This is a genomic window from Siminovitchia sediminis (assembly GCF_042680885.1).
In the GTDB taxonomy this organism is placed as follows: Bacteria; Bacillota; Bacilli; order Bacillales; family Bacillaceae_C; genus Siminovitchia; species Siminovitchia sediminis.
Genome location: NZ_JBHUEO010000121.1, coordinates 90,141 through 104,511 on the forward strand (window position 1 = coordinate 90,141; position 14,371 = coordinate 104,511).

Below are 14,371 nucleotides of genomic sequence, written 5' to 3' on the forward strand. Positions count from 1 at the left end.
ATTTCTTGCCGGACCCTCTATTTATTTTGATCGGCAAAAATAGCCATGGCTTCACTCATAAACTGTGCCAGCCCTTCGCCAAACCGATCAATGTTTTTCGTAAATCTTTCGTCTGCCACATACATTTGCCCCAGCCCTTTAAAAGCATCAAGTGAATAGGTTCCAAAATGAGTGTTTAAAAAGTCATACCAAGCTTTGATAGCGGATTGCGATTCCTCGGAGGCTGAAGAACCGTGGCGCAAATCTGCCAATGTTCTATAGATGCCGTTCATTTCGACCCCTAAAGCCTTTTGTTGATCTTCCGACATTCCCGCCAGCTTGGCATTCGACTGGTCGAATGCTTGATCTCCCCAACGTTCACGCGCTTCTTGTTCATAGGGGTTGTGGCTGAAATCAAAGCCTTCGAACTTCTCCTTGTTTGTCATCTGAATCTCTCCTTCGGCGTGCTGAATCGTTTGATCAATGAGCCCGATCATTCGGTCGAGCCGCGCACGCTTTTCCAGCAACATTTTTTTCTGGAGCTTCAACGCCTCCCGCCGGTCGAATGACGGACTGTTCAACACGTCTTTAATTTTCTTCAAAGGGAAGCCCAGCTCTTTGAAAAACAGGATTTGTTGCAAGGTTTCCAAGTCACCATCTGAATATTCCCTGTAGCCTGATCCGTTTTTCCGCTTGGGCGAGAGTAAACCGATATCATCATAATGATGGAGCGTCCGGATGCTGATCCCTGTCAACTTTGCTACTTCCTTTACTTTCATTCAGTGCGCCTCCCTTTGCATTAAGCATAGGATATGACGTAACGTGAGAGTCAACCGTTCACGTTCATTTTTTATAAAATGGCTGCCACACCTCATGTAAAATTTCTACTCCTTCCACAATCTGTTTCTCTGATAACCCTCCAAATCCAAGTAAAATGACAGAGGAGTCATCTTTCTGTTTTGATATCCATTGGGCACTGGTGCTATACACTTTTACTCCTGACTGCCCGGCAATAGAAACGAGTTCATCGGCGCTTTTTTCGCTGTTCACTTGAATGGCAATGTGCAGCCCGGCGTTTTGCCCGGTAATTTTTGCATGATCACCGATTACGGATTTAATCGTTTCAAGCAGGAGGTCGTGTTTCTTTTGATAGATCTTTCTCATTCTACGAATATGCCGTTCCCACTCTCCGTTCTCCATAAACAGTTGCAAGGCTGCCTGGTGCAGCCGGGAAGCAGTTTGATCATATTGGCTGATATTTTCCCGATACACTTTCAATAGTGATTCAGGCAGCACCAGATAGCTCATTCGGATAGCCGGCATGAGGGATTTTGAAAATGTCCCGGCATAAACGACGTGTCCGTGGGCATCCAGCCCCTGCAGGGAGGGGATGGGTTTCCCGTGATAGCGAAACTCGCCGTCATAATCATCTTCTATGATAAGCCCTCCATTTTCTTCCGCCCATCGCAGAAGCTGTACCCGTTTTGATATCGGCATCACCATACCTAGCGGATATTGGTGAGAGGGAGTAATGTAAACGATCTCTGCTCCGCTTGTTTCCAATTCCTCTAAATGAATTCCATCATCTTCCAACTTTACGGGCACAACCTCGAATCCAAGTCCTTGGAATACATGATGTACACCACCGTATCCCGGGTCTTCCATGGCAATCTTTTGCCCGTTGAGTCCTATTAACTGGGATAACAATTTCATGACAGTCTGTGTACCTGAACCGATAACAATTTGATCCGCTGTACAATTTACCGCACGGGAACGGCGAAGGTATTGGCTGATCTCCAGTCGGAGGGCCGGCTCTCCTTGCTTGTCACCATAAGTAAGTATCTCTTCGCTTAAGCTTTGATTAACACATGCTTTCCATTTTTGAATAGGAAAATAAGCGGTATCTATGCCGGATAAATAAAAATCAATCAGACATTCACTGGTGAGAGTGTGGCTCATGTCATCTGCGGAAGGCCGCGGCACATTAGGAAAATCTCCAAATGGGTCCCTTTCAATTTCCACAACAAAATAACCGCTTCTTTCTCTGCTTTCTATATACCCTTCCGCCAAAAGCTGCTGATAAGCCATTTGAATGGTTGTTTTGCTTATGTGTAGATCATTCGCCAATTCGCGGATGGATGGCAAACGTTTAAAGGCCGGAATGTCTCCTGTCTGTATGCCTTCCTTAAAATACTGATAAAGCTGCAAATACAAGGGGACTTGCGATTGACTCTCCAACCGGGGGCATATGTCCATACCATCTCCACCTCTTATCTGTACTGGTTAAATTTTATAAAACTGTATCTTTTAAGGTGTACAGTTTTACTATAACCTTTTAAGTAACAAAAAGGAATGGAGGAATGACGATGTCTGTAAAAGTCAGAACAGCTGTAAAAGAAGATAAAAAAGAGTTAACCGAGTTAATGTATGAATATATCGTGGATTTTTATCAAAGGCCGAGACCACCGATTGAAAAAGTCCAAAGTTTGATTGACAGGCTGCTCGAACAAAAGGAAGGGATTCAATTTGTAGCCGAAAAAGAGGGCAAGCTGACGGGCTTTGCAACACTCTATTTTACATATAGTACAACCAAGGCGGATCAAATTACCGTGATGAATGATCTGTATGTTATCGAGGAAGAGAGAGGAAAGGGGTCAGCGCAAGAGCTGTTCAAAGCATGTGAAAGCTATTCAAAGGAAAATGACTATGCTCATATGTCATGGATTACGGCAACTGATAATTTCCGGGCCCAGCGTTTTTATGAAAAAATGGGCGGAATTCAAGGGGATTGGCTGAATTATACCATCTAGCAAAGAGGCTGCCAGACTGTAAAAAGATCTGGCAGCCTTAAGTTGTATGTCCTACTGCTCGATGACTCCTACAATATGGAGGAGTTTATCGTTTGGATGGATTCTATTATCTCCTTCATGGGTACGCCAGTGGGTGTTCCATTTTGATGACGGATCCAGACTTGACTTGCCGGTACAGGAGTCTGTCCGGGACGGACGTTAACTCCTTTGAGAAGGCCATTTTAAGCCGGTACAGCTGCCCTGCCTCCAAGTGTAAAGCCTTCGCATGTCCATCCTGCTTTTTATAATTTCCTTTCTTTTACATTGCAAAGATGCTTGCCGGCTGAATGGATCCAGGCAAAGACTGGGAACTTTAAGCATCGCATGCTAGAGGTCTCTTCGTGGCTGCACTCCGTTTTCATAATTAAAAAATAAGTGTATTAGAAGTGACAGCCCCCAGTTTGAAGAACGAGTTTGTTCATTCCTGCAGTCGATACGCTTTGGATTGCACCGGATCACCTCCCGGTACCGGCAATCACTAGCAGATGGCTGGATGTATTCATCATCTTCTCGTTCTAAAGTAACAAAGTGAAAACATATGTTCGCATTTACTAAAAAAATGGTATAATAGAGAAACAATAGAACAGGTTTCTCAAGGGCGGTCGGTGCACACTTCTCGTAAGGAGGGAGGTGGTGCCATGACAGTATACGAATCGATTACGTCCATGATCGGTTTTGCTGTGTTGATTGTGGCCATTCTGTCATTTAAACAAAACTAAAGCCGCCCTTGAGTGAACCCTCCAGGCGGCTTTAGTACACTATGTGCTGATCCCCGGCAGGGACCTGCTATTGTGGATCGTTTCGGTGTTCCGAGCACCGGAACGATCCTTCTGATCTTATGATGCTCCTCATTATATTATACCCCAAGACATCCATTGTGAAAATACCTTGAAGGCTAAAACCTCATTTTGCCCAACTCCATCAGGAGAAGGGTAAAATTCAGAAGTGCCTCCATCACTGTTTTTTTGTCCGGTGAACTAAGCAGCGGCTGGACCGAGTAAAAAAATCATGAGCCTGCGCCCCGCAAGCTCAATGATTACAGGCTATCGATAAATTCCGCTGATTTTTTGGCGATACGATCATATTTCAGATTATGAATCGAATGGGAGCAATCCAGCTTGATCAATTTGCGGTTATTTGCTTTATCCACAAATTCTCTTTGGATGTTTATCCATTCATTTTGATCCATGCCGGTCCCATCACCATTAGAAGAAAATAATAAAATGGGTACATCAGCAGACTTTGTTTCCTGGACTCTTTTTGCATTTGATTCGACCAGGGACACTTCATTGACCATGGTTTTCGTAAGTGTTCGACGGTAAAGAACCGCTCGGTACAGTTCTTTTTCTTCCTCTGTAAGATTTCCATGCTTGATCGCATCATTCGTTGCAAGACTGGGTATCCATCTAGGGATCCCTATGTGGGCAGCGAACGCACTCAAATGAATAAGGGGCAAGTTGACCTTATAGTGATCATAAGTTTCGGGGACCGCCATATCTAATCCAATAATGGCTTTTACCTCGTTGGGATACAGTCTCGCCCAATACAATGCTTCGATGCCGGACATGGAATGGGGCATTAATACGTAGGGTGCTTTAACACCTGCTTTGGCCAAGGCCTCTCTTGTTTCGGATAAAATCACGTCAATATTCCGTGACGAATCGGTAATATCGCTGAATCCATAGCCGAATTTTTCCACGACAGCAATCTGATACCGATCGCTCAACTGGGAATACAGAGTCTTAAAATCCAGTACAGGCGAGCTTGTGCCTCCTCCTGAAAGAAAGACAAGCGTATCCTTCCCGTTCCCTTCCACGTACACATGAAGTTGTTCTCCGTTCACTTCAACCATCTGACCATTGGGTACAAACAAATTCTTTTCTTTGGATAATTGTATACGGTGATACACAAAACTGCTCGTAAACACCAGGACCAAGACCCCAACCAGGGAGATTAGAAATATTCCAGCTTTCTTCATATTCCTCCTCTCAGGCTTGGTACAGCCTGTCAAAAGAGGCTGAACTGCAGCAGCCTTCATTCCTTTTTTTGCTCAACTGTTTCTTAAAAAGAACATTGTTAAGACACTTTTCTGAGCGGGAGAAAGTATTTGTTCCTTATGTAGGTAAATTCATTGGTGCAAAGCGTTCTCGTATCAGAAGAGATCCCGCCCAAATGGTAATGCATCTGGCTCGAATCGTTCCCTTATCAAAAGAGAACCCGCTTAAACGGTAACGCATCCCAGCAATTTGTTTCCTCTCTCAGGAGAAAACCAGATAAAGTCTGCATTTTATAAGTTACCGACCTTGATCTGGTCAATTGTTTCCTTATCGACGTAACGGGAAAAAATTCCCTTACTACTGTAAATCCACTCCACCCAAGGACCTGCCCGGATGACACAAATAACGATTTATTATCGATCGCTGAACATATTAAACAGTCCGCCGATTCCGCCTTCATCTTTGGAGCCTCCGCTCGCCGGCATCGCAGCAAAGACCCGGCTGGCCAGCCTGCTGAACGGCAAGGACTGTACCCAGACAGTGCCTGGTCCGCGCAAAGTAGCAAAGAAAAGTCCTTCGCCACCGAACAATGCCGTTTTTACACCGCGGACAAATTCGATATTGTAGTCGACATCTCCTGTCATCGCTACGAGACAGCCAGTATCGATTTTCAATACTTCACCCGGTTGCAGTGTCTTTTTATGTATCGTTCCTCCTGCGTGAACAAAGGCCATTCCGTCGCCTTCGAGCTTCTGCATGATGAATCCTTCCCCGCCGAAAAATCCTGCTCCAATTTTACGCTGGAACTCTATTCCAACGGAGACCCCTTTAGCTGCAGCCAGGAAGGCATCCTTTTGACATATGATTCGTCCGTTTAACTCGCTTAAGTCCATGGGGATGATTTTACCTGGATAAGGGGAAGCAAATGAGACATGCTTTTTTCCGCTGCCTTCATTCGTAAAGGTTGTCATGAACAAGCTTTCTCCGGTCAGCATACGTTTTCCGGCTCCCAGCAATTTATCCACAAGGCCTCCCCGGGATGAGCCGTCACCAAAGATTGTTTCCATATGGATATGGTCGTCCATCATCATCAGGCTGCCGGCCTCAGCCACGACTGTTTCGCCCGGATCCAATTCTACCTCTACAAATTGCATGTCATCGCCAAATATTTGATAGTCAATTTCATGATTATTCATTTTATCCACCATCCTTCTAAATATAGATACGAATTTATAGGTCATTGGATTCAAAAATTTTTTAAAAAAACACATGATTTGATTTTTGCCATTTCAATTCCGACAATAACGCTACGTAATGAACGGCACAAAGGGTGGACGCTATTGATTACTTTTGACCGTGTTTCAAAATGGTATGGTGACGGAACAAAGGCCGTGGACCATCAAGATTTAGATTGGTAAAAATAACCGATAAATGAACGAGAGGGGTATGAATGTTGAAAGGAACCATCCTTGTCCATGCGGAAGCGGCAAGAAGTATAAGAGGTGCTGTATGAATAATAATATCATTTCTTTCGGGCAGATGATCAACCGGGAGCTTAATGTCTTGCGTGAAGAGCTGATGCATGATTTTGACAGCAATCATCCGGAAAGGTTTTTTAAAACATTGGACCGTATGACCTTTACCTTACATCTGGACGATCTACCCGAGGAAGACCATAAGCTCGCAAGCGTATTTTTAATCATGTGGATGATTTTTCATGAAGACTTTGGTTCTAAGGCTGCAGCTGAATGGTTTATAGAAAAGAAGAGGGGAGAAGTACGTCCTGCCGCTTTTTCCTTGTTGAAAAAGTGGGCAGGCACGCCGCCCTCATTATCAAGGGTTGTTCGTTTAATAGATGCGGAATGGCTGGAAGTTGAAGATTATTTTACTGGGCAAAAGAAGAAAGTCAAACTTGATGAAGAGTGGCCTGAATTAGAAGAAGGGAATTATCTCCTTGGATTTTTGCTTCCATACAGTTCCTTTGAAACTTATCTTTTAACTTTTCTTGACTTTTCGGAAGAGATGGCTGGATACTTTGATCTGCATGTAAAGAAAGCCTTTGAGAATAGTAAATTCGAAGATCATAGGGAATTCATGATAGAGATATTTCCGTCCTTAATAAAAGCCTTTTTTAAGGATGAACCTGAAATGATCTGGACAGATCCGCTATATAAGGACGTTGCAGAAATTTTTGAAGAGGTGTTTGTTGATTTGGAGGGGGAAGCGGAGACACTGGCGGACTTGTCCGTCACGCTGTGGAACACTTATTGTCTGCAAAAGGAACCCAGATTGAGGAAGCCGGATGTATATGCCGCAGGTCTTCATTACTTTATGTCCCAGAATTTCCCTTTGCATAATGATTATACCCAGAATGAGTTGGCAGAAATGTATGAGGTGAGTGTTAGTTCCATTCGGAAGGCTTTAGGAAAAATGGAAGATCCGCTCCATAGCATTCTGGAAATAGGTCAAGAGTTTGCAGAACGGTTGGCTGCAGAAAAAGAAATCCCTTTTCATCCTGGATTGATGGAAAAGGAGATGGCTGCTTTGACAAAGGTCTTGGAGGAACAGAATTTTGCATCAGATGAAGAACGGAATGCATTTGTTAGTGAACTGATAAACTCTGGGGGGCCAGACACTATAGACGAATCAGAAAAAGATCAAGCACAAAATCTTGTTTACGAAGCAACGATGGCCTCAAGTGGAAGAAAGCGGCGTGAGCTTGCGGAGCAGGCGCTGAATATCGATAAGACTTGTGTCGATGCCTACATTATATTGGGTGAAGAAACACCTAATATAAAGGAAGCCTTACATTATTTTGAGCGTGGAATGTTGATCGGGGAAAAAGAGTTGGGTGCAGATTTTTTTGAGGAGATGAAAGGGCATTTCTGGGGATTTGTGGAGACCCGTCCCTTTATGAGGGCTAAATATAACTATGCTGCAGCACTGGAATTGACGGACGAATTGGAAGAAGCCAAAAAACAATATGAAGAGATACTGGAATTGAACGAGCAGGATAATCTGGGAGTCCGATATCAGCTGTTTAACCTTTATATAGAACTTGAAGAATATCAAAATGCGTGTTCTATATTAAAGAAATACGAAGAATTCGGCATCGCAAGCTGGTCCTATAATGAATTGCTGCTCGAATACTTGCTCAACGGCCCTTCGGGGAATCTGAAAGAACTGTATGAAAGGGCGAAGAAGACCAATCGTCATGTCGTTGATTACTTAACCGGCAAAAAGCGGCTTCCTTCCAGTGCCCCCATAAATTATAGCAATGGCAGTAAAGAAGAGGCACAAATCTATGTGATTGAATCGGGGTATTTGTGGCCTGATAATCTGATTGAGTGGATGAATGGAGAAGACTAAGAAAAGGTGGTATTCCTAATAATCGGGGGTTTTAACGTTGTTTCTAGTTAAAAAACCTTCTTCAGGTTAGGATCTGGGTCCTATACGGCTGCCAAGTTGTCAAGATATGTACTGTAAGTCTGTTTTACTGAAAGATTAAACATCCTGCCCTGATTAATTACTGAGCCGGCCGGAACCCACTTCAATTCCAAGTTATCTGAATAATTTTTTTACAGGCATTCTCATAGGGGGAATGCCTCTTTTGCTTCTCTACTAAAGCTGGAATAGATTCTTTCCAAGATATTTCCGGTATACATTGTTTTACAATTAGGGCTGCCATAATCCAATCATAGTCCAGTATTTGACATCACAAAAGGTCATTGACTATCTTGAGTATGATAAGGCTCATTGAGACAATACATAATTAATTGCAGTAAATCACTTATATTGTATAAACGAATGGACAACAAAAAATCCTTTACAATGGAGTCAACTGAAAGGTTTCTGTTCAGCTCCAACGCAAAGGATTACCGATTGAGTGATCATTTCCTTCTTTTCTTGAAAAATATAAATAATAGTACAACCCCAAGCAAAAACAAAATGACGTACATCACTTTTGAGTAAATATCCAAATAATTCACAATGACTTCCCAAGAAGCCCCGACTAAAGAACCTAAATAGACAAGTACAATATTCCAAATTAATGTACCTAATGTTGTAAGTAATAGAAATAATCCGACATTCATATTGGACATACCGGCCGGAATAGAGATTAAACTGCGGATTAAAGGTATAAAGCGGCAAAAGAAGACTGTCCAAGGACCGTATTTATCGAACCAGGCATCCGCTTTGTGAATGTCGTTAACGGTAAGGCGAAGAATATGTCCCCATCTGCCTATAATCTTCTCTAACCTTTCTACATCAAGTTGTAAACCAATGATATATAGAACGATGGCTCCAATCAGTGAACCCGCTGTTGCAGAAAGTACAACGCCAAAAAAACTAAGGTTCGATGCAGTTGTCATAAAACCTCCGAATGTTAATATGACTTCAGAGGGTATAGGCGGAAATATGTTCTCTAACGCAATGAGAAACAAAATCCCCATGTAACCGAACTCGCTGATAATATCCATTAACCAATTTTCCATATGTTCCCCCTGTTTTTGATTCATTAAGCATGTTTGTTTGAACCAGCAGATCCTTTATTCAAGGAGCTCCCGCTTTATTTACTATTGCCACAGGTATTCCTGTCTACCTTTAGCATGTTCTGCAGATATGTAAATGTTGTTTACTGCTCTCACAACTTTATATTTCCCCTTTAAGCACTGTTACTCCGTTGTTGCAATCAATCATTTATCCATGCGGGACCAGTGTATTTATTTTACTAACGAATTCCTCACCAGTATATACTACTTTTGATGGGTCCTGTTTTAATGATAAAATCATAGTATTATAAAAAAGTTATATCCTCGAAAGAGGAGTATCTCATTTCGGGCTAAGAGTCTCTGGCCTTGTCAGCATTGTCTATTGCCGGCGGTCGGTGAAGGTCTGTTATTTTTTTATAGACCTTTGCTTTCGGCAATAAGATTAGAACTTTCTCATTTTATAATAATATATACATGTGAGTATGTATGGAATGACTGTTTCTAATTAACCTCAATTAATAACAATAAGCTTTTTATAATAGAGATGCAACTAATATGAGAAGGGAAGACTTGCTTGGAGATACGTACATTCAATTAAACGATAATGGTGTTGGAACTGTTGCAGCCATGGGAAAATTGGAGGATTTCAACTTTGCGTACAATAAGAAAAGTTTTTCAATTATTTGTAGACAAACCTATTGGAAATGGAGAAGTGTTAAACGATCATTATGAGGTTTTGAAAGTGATAGGAACCGGAAGCTATGGGATCGTATATCTTTGTAAAGAGTTGAAATCGGAGGAGAATAGGGTAGTCAAACAGCTGCGTCCAAGTAAGCGCCGAGACAAAAAAGTGGTAGAGATGTTTGAGAATGAAATTTCTGTATTGCAAAGACTGAACCACCAAAGGATACCAATCGTATATGAGACTTTCGCGCATAACGGACATTTGTTTTATGTCATGGGCTTCATTGAAGGTGAAAATCTTGAAGATCAAATTTTTAGTGGCAAAAAAAAGTTTAATGAGAAAGAGTCCCTGCTTATCCTTTCCCAGCTGCTCGAATTTATTGATTTTCTTCACAAACATAATATTTACCATCAAGATCTCCGAATTCCAAACATTATACTCCAAAACAGCGAGATTTTTTTGATCGACTTTGGGTTGGCAAAGAGCCCAATTTCAGCGGATCTTGTCCACCCATTCTCCGGTTCTCTATCTGATAATGAACTATTGGAGATGAGACGACAGGACTACTATGATTTGGGGGACATACTTTTATATTTGCTTTATACGACCTACTCACCCAAAGGCAAGAAAGCTCTTCCTTGGACAGAAGAACTTTCTTTAGAGGTGGAAACCGTATTTTTGCTAAAAAGACTCCTGCAAATAGATGAACCTTACTCCAATGTTAGTGAAATTTCAACCGATCTTCAGGCAGCACTCTTAAAGCAGCAAAAGTACATCCATTCAGAGGAAGTTTAGCTGCTGCTTCGGCCCTTTCGTTTGTAGTAGTTACTTCCATTCATGGGTGATCGTTTATTACGCCGGTGACTGCTGCTGCCTCGGCGATCATGTTTATATCTCCTCGCGCTGCTGTCCAGGGACATATTCTTTAATTGTTTCAATATTTTTTTAAGCATATTTTACCTCTTTTCACTTTTTGATGTTGGCAATAATTCGTGATGAACATCCTCTTTTGACAACCATCCGGTATGTTTCGCATAGCACCTATTTCTTAACCCGTTGAAACACAGGAAAAGGGAAAAAATACATGTTCCCCGTATCAACCCGTTGATAAGTTCATATCATCATACCCTGTTGTTTCGTGATTATACGTTTTCTATGAGGTTATATTTTTCTTTAAGGGATGGCGGAGCCATTTTTATCATTCTTTCCAGAACAAAACCTGCGATGACGACATCATCTATGATTCCAAGGAAGGCCAGATAATCCGGAATCATATCGAAAGGAAAGAAGGCATATGCGAGTATGAGTAAGACTCCCAGCGCTTTTTTATATAACTGTACATCTTTTGATGTAAAAAATTGGATTAAGAAAGGGAGGAATTTCCAAAATTTTAACATGAATTTCATTCTTTTAAGATACTTGAACAACAGAATCCCTCTTTCTGGCTTTCAGTAAAAAAACCTGTCATTGAACGATGTAAATGGCATCTTGGTCTTTGCTTGTGACCCCTTCAGTAAAGAAAAGCTTTGTTTCAAAACGGTAAGATCTTTCTTTTGTCGAAGCGGGTACAGAAGACGGTATTTTAAAGGAAAATGACAGGTTGTGAATCTCTTCTGCCTGAATCACTCTCGATGTTAAAATCGTTAATGTGTTCATTGTTTTTTCTTCGCCTGTCGATGAATGGACCATGATCAGATCACATTCAATACGTTTAGCTTTTTGGTCAATAATTCCGCCTTTGATCAAGAAGGTTCCTTTGATATATTCACCTGCACGATAAGTTTGCTTGGGAAGCATTAGATCTATCGTCGCAGAGCCAATTCCAATCATAGACATGTATTTCCTCAGCAGCAATTAACATCCTCCTGTACTTGTAGTTTAAGAATCAATTGCTCAATCGTTTCATTATTTCTTATCATTAAGAAATTCTTTACTATACAAGGCCCCTTTTTTAATGGTGGTCATGTCACCTCCTTCGTGTTACTAAAGTCTTATAGTTTTTTTGCCCGGGGGAGGATAACTGCGTTTTTGATCCGTAGAATTCGGCAGGACCCATTACAGCAAAAAAACCTTTACCAGATATGTGGCAAAGGTTTTCCGATATACAAAAGAGACCTTTACCACCGGGTAAAGGTCTCGCTAACAACTATATGTTGCTAACAAAGCCGAGAGTAAACTCTGTAATGACGACTTTGTTATAAAAGCTACTCCCCTTTAGGAGAAGAGAACTATTCAACTTTATAAGCTAATCATAAATAATCTTTAATCATATGTCAACTTATCATGATGGCGCCAAATAACCATTCCTCTTATCACTATATTGGGAAAGACCGTATAGAAAAGAGAAATGGTGCCTTTCCTAAGTACTTTACTCTAAGCAGGGAGGGTGGGGTGACCGGTGTGACAGAATTTCAGTGCAATTTATCCTATATTTGTTTTATGCAGTTTCAAAAAAGGGGAAGTTTGTAATGTTTGTGTCGAAAATCTACGAAATTTGCTATAATTTGTTATAATTAAGATTCATGTACATAAAACGTTGTTCCGATAAAGGCAAACCCATTGAAAGATGGGGGCGCAAAGCTGCGGACCTAAGGCATGATGGCTAAGGTGGCCGAGTTACCGAAGAAACTAGACTCAACGAGGTGGGCCTATTTTCTTTAGGTCTGCCTTTTTTTAGTGTGAAGGGGGGGTGGCATTTGTCTATTAAACGTTTTATTGCAAAGGAACAATTTTATCATTTTTTTCAACCCATCTATTATTTAAACGATGGGGAAAAATTAGGCTATGAAGTACTTTTAAGGTCAAGGGCTTTTCCAAATCCGGAAATAGCTTTTCAAATAGCCAAAAAAGAAAATAAGCTTTTTGAATTGGATTCACGATCTATCTTTAAAGCTATTTCTACCTACCAATCGTCTGGAAAAAATGAAATTTTGTTTGTAAATGTCTTCCCATCGACTATTTCACATCCAGGTTTCAAAGCCTTTCTTAATCAAGTGGATACTAGTAATTTTATGAGCAGGCAGCAGGTTGTTTTTGAAATATCGGAAGCTGAGCCGGTAGAAGACCTGCGAAGTTTTAAAAAGAAGATTGCCGAACTTAAGAAGCTTGGTTATTTTATTGCCATTGACGATATTGGAAAGGGCTACTCTGGCGTCAAGTCTATTATTGAATTAGAACCTGATTATTTGAAAATAGACCGCTATTTTGCAAAAAATTTACATACGTCCAAGGAAAAACAGATGTTTATTTCATATTTACTCCAGTATTGTGAACAAATGGAGTGCAGTCTTATTTTAGAAGGCATCGAAACAGAAGAAGAACTGGAAATGGCCAAATCATTGGGTGTTTCGATCGCTCAGGGATACCTGCTTGGCAAACCTGCATTATTGAGTTATTAATACATATGAATCGAAAATAAAAAAACACAGTCACCCTTATTTGAGTGAATGTTTGAATTTTCATTGTTTTGGTTGTAAGGAGCAAGAGAGATGTCAGGTAATAAAATATCACGATTTGAATTACTGTTATCACAGTTTCCGTTTAAGGATCAGCGAATGAATAGGAACGATACCCAATCATTCATAAGGTTTTTTTACTTTCTATACGAGAATACGAACATTCATTATCTCTATTTTGTAAAAAAAGAAACCCTTATCGATTACCTTAAATATCATCGTTCAAAACAATTTGAAATTATTTCTTTTACCCAGGTCATACAAGATATTAATCTGTTCATTCTTTATCTAAAAAATAAAAGTGGAATTAACAAAGAGATAGAGATCGACCTATCTTTGAAAAACACGAAATTGTGGATGAATTTATAATGTTGATCGTTTCGCTTATAGTTGATAGCCGGACATACGGACATGGTGACCGAATGCAACTAAAAGCTATGCAGTAAGCGCTGTTTCCGATGGCCAAGGGAGGTGGCTTTACTCAATTTACGTATTGGCTTTTAGCCTGAGAGACATTGTAAACCATCGTAACTCCAGTTTCGCTTCTTTCTGGTTAGGTGAGGATATAAATAAGCCGGGAGGCATTGAATTGTTAGATGAGTTTCATCTTCTCGCCGGGTACGATCGACCGAGAGTTTGGCCAGATCGGGAGGATTTCAGTACCCGAGGGATATATTATCATGCAGCGGGAGTATTTCATTTAAAAATCAGCACGGAGCAATAGGCTTGAAGATATGTTTAAAGATCTTTGTGCTAAAAACAATGAAAAAGCGCCCAACCCCTTGATGACGAAGGGTTAGGCGCTTATCTGTACTATCGGGATGACAGGATTTGAACCTGCGACTCCTAGCACCCCATGGTGAAAGATGGATTATTTTATAACAGTTTTGGTTATGAAAACGTTGATATATTA

Annotated in this window: 14 protein-coding genes and 1 riboswitch; of the genes, 7 read left to right on the forward strand and 7 right to left on the reverse strand. The window is 41.0% G+C overall.

Annotated features, from left to right (window positions below; translation table 11 throughout):
* Nucleotides 1-17: 17 nt before the first annotated feature.
* Both ACFSCZ_RS19645 and pdxR read right to left on the reverse strand, forming a co-directional pair.
* Nucleotides 18-758 (reverse strand): MerR family transcriptional regulator, encoded by a 741-nt coding sequence (locus ACFSCZ_RS19645; protein WP_380776742.1) that lies wholly within the window; start codon nucleotides 756-758, stop codon nucleotides 18-20.
* A 64-nt stretch (nucleotides 759-822) separates the two neighbouring features.
* Nucleotides 823-2,235, reverse strand: a complete 1,413-nt coding sequence (pdxR, locus tag ACFSCZ_RS19650) for a MocR-like pyridoxine biosynthesis transcription factor PdxR (protein ID WP_380776743.1) — start codon at nucleotides 2,233-2,235, stop codon at nucleotides 823-825.
* A 110-nt stretch (nucleotides 2,236-2,345) separates the two neighbouring features.
* On the opposite strand from pdxR, the gene ACFSCZ_RS19655 reads away from it, so the two are divergent.
* A complete protein-coding gene (locus tag ACFSCZ_RS19655; RefSeq protein WP_380776744.1) occupies nucleotides 2,346-2,789 on the forward strand; it encodes a GNAT family N-acetyltransferase in 444 nt (147 codons plus the stop codon).
* A gap of 677 nt (nucleotides 2,790-3,466) precedes the next feature.
* Complete coding sequence (locus ACFSCZ_RS19660) at nucleotides 3,467-3,547, forward strand: putative holin-like toxin (RefSeq protein WP_380776848.1); 81 nt, start codon at nucleotides 3,467-3,469, stop codon at nucleotides 3,545-3,547.
* A 317-nt stretch (nucleotides 3,548-3,864) separates the two neighbouring features.
* On the opposite strand, the gene ACFSCZ_RS19665 is transcribed toward ACFSCZ_RS19660, so the two are convergent.
* A complete protein-coding gene (locus ACFSCZ_RS19665) occupies nucleotides 3,865-4,806 on the reverse strand; it encodes an alpha/beta hydrolase (protein WP_380776746.1) in 942 nt (313 codons plus the stop codon).
* A 432-nt stretch (nucleotides 4,807-5,238) separates the two neighbouring features.
* Nucleotides 5,239-6,021: a TIGR00266 family protein gene (locus ACFSCZ_RS19670; protein WP_380776748.1), complete on the reverse strand. Its 783-nt coding sequence runs from the start codon at nucleotides 6,019-6,021 to the stop codon at nucleotides 5,239-5,241.
* A gap of 250 nt (nucleotides 6,022-6,271) precedes the next feature.
* On the opposite strand from ACFSCZ_RS19670, the gene ACFSCZ_RS19675 reads away from it, so the two are divergent.
* On the forward strand, nucleotides 6,272-8,194 hold the full coding sequence (locus ACFSCZ_RS19675; protein ID WP_380776750.1) for an SEC-C metal-binding domain-containing protein: 1,923 nt from the start codon (nucleotides 6,272-6,274) through the stop codon (nucleotides 8,192-8,194).
* 521 nt (nucleotides 8,195-8,715) lie between these two features.
* Here ACFSCZ_RS19675 and ACFSCZ_RS19680 read toward each other — a convergent pair.
* The gene (locus ACFSCZ_RS19680) at nucleotides 8,716-9,321 is read right to left on the reverse strand and encodes a DedA family protein (protein WP_380776751.1); all 606 of its coding nucleotides are present in this window, start codon (nucleotides 9,319-9,321) and stop codon (nucleotides 8,716-8,718) included.
* A gap of 649 nt (nucleotides 9,322-9,970) precedes the next feature.
* On the opposite strand from ACFSCZ_RS19680, the gene ACFSCZ_RS19685 reads away from it, so the two are divergent.
* A complete protein-coding gene (locus tag ACFSCZ_RS19685; RefSeq protein ID WP_380776753.1) occupies nucleotides 9,971-10,798 on the forward strand; it encodes a serine/threonine protein kinase in 828 nt (275 codons plus the stop codon).
* 347 nt (nucleotides 10,799-11,145) lie between these two features.
* On the opposite strand, the gene ACFSCZ_RS19690 is transcribed toward ACFSCZ_RS19685, so the two are convergent.
* Both ACFSCZ_RS19690 and ACFSCZ_RS19695 read right to left on the reverse strand, forming a co-directional pair.
* Nucleotides 11,146-11,430 (reverse strand): YkvA family protein, encoded by a 285-nt coding sequence (locus ACFSCZ_RS19690; protein ID WP_380776755.1) that lies wholly within the window; start codon nucleotides 11,428-11,430, stop codon nucleotides 11,146-11,148.
* A 37-nt stretch (nucleotides 11,431-11,467) separates the two neighbouring features.
* Entirely contained in the window at nucleotides 11,468-11,857 is a 390-nt protein-coding gene (locus ACFSCZ_RS19695; protein WP_380776757.1) for a sporulation protein, read from the reverse strand.
* A gap of 685 nt (nucleotides 11,858-12,542) precedes the next feature.
* Nucleotides 12,543-12,627, forward strand: a riboswitch (cyclic di-GMP riboswitch).
* 72 nt (nucleotides 12,628-12,699) lie between these two features.
* Here ACFSCZ_RS19695 and ACFSCZ_RS19700 point away from each other — a divergent pair.
* The 3 genes from ACFSCZ_RS19700 (at nucleotide 12,700) to ACFSCZ_RS19710 (ending at nucleotide 14,182) form a co-directional block, all read left to right on the forward strand.
* A complete protein-coding gene (locus ACFSCZ_RS19700; RefSeq protein ID WP_380776759.1) occupies nucleotides 12,700-13,401 on the forward strand; it encodes an EAL domain-containing protein in 702 nt (233 codons plus the stop codon).
* A gap of 90 nt (nucleotides 13,402-13,491) precedes the next feature.
* On the forward strand, nucleotides 13,492-13,827 hold the full coding sequence (locus ACFSCZ_RS19705) for a hypothetical protein (RefSeq protein WP_380776763.1): 336 nt from the start codon (nucleotides 13,492-13,494) through the stop codon (nucleotides 13,825-13,827).
* A gap of 220 nt (nucleotides 13,828-14,047) precedes the next feature.
* Nucleotides 14,048-14,182: a hypothetical protein gene (locus ACFSCZ_RS19710; RefSeq protein WP_380776765.1), complete on the forward strand. Its 135-nt coding sequence runs from the start codon at nucleotides 14,048-14,050 to the stop codon at nucleotides 14,180-14,182.
* Nucleotides 14,183-14,371: the final 189 nt, after the last annotated feature.

Excerpts from the sequence above, each read along its gene's own strand:
- ACFSCZ_RS19645 (WP_380776742.1), bottom strand. The coding sequence starts at position 758 with ATGAAAGTAAAGGAAGTAGCAAAGTTGACAGGGATCAGCATCCGGACG.
- pdxR (WP_380776743.1), bottom strand. The coding sequence starts at position 2,235 with ATGGACATATGCCCCCGGTTGGAGAGTCAATCGCAAGTCCCCTTGTAT.
- ACFSCZ_RS19655 (WP_380776744.1), top strand. The coding sequence starts at position 2,346 with ATGTCTGTAAAAGTCAGAACAGCTGTAAAAGAAGATAAAAAAGAGTTA.
- ACFSCZ_RS19660 (WP_380776848.1), top strand. The coding sequence starts at position 3,467 with ATGACAGTATACGAATCGATTACGTCCATGATCGGTTTTGCTGTGTTG.
- ACFSCZ_RS19665 (WP_380776746.1), bottom strand. The coding sequence starts at position 4,806 with ATGAAGAAAGCTGGAATATTTCTAATCTCCCTGGTTGGGGTCTTGGTC.
- ACFSCZ_RS19670 (WP_380776748.1), bottom strand. The coding sequence starts at position 6,021 with ATGAATAATCATGAAATTGACTATCAAATATTTGGCGATGACATGCAA.
- ACFSCZ_RS19675 (WP_380776750.1), top strand. The coding sequence starts at position 6,272 with ATGAATGTTGAAAGGAACCATCCTTGTCCATGCGGAAGCGGCAAGAAG.
- ACFSCZ_RS19680 (WP_380776751.1), bottom strand. The coding sequence starts at position 9,321 with ATGGAAAATTGGTTAATGGATATTATCAGCGAGTTCGGTTACATGGGG.
- ACFSCZ_RS19705 (WP_380776763.1), top strand. The coding sequence starts at position 13,492 with ATGTCAGGTAATAAAATATCACGATTTGAATTACTGTTATCACAGTTT.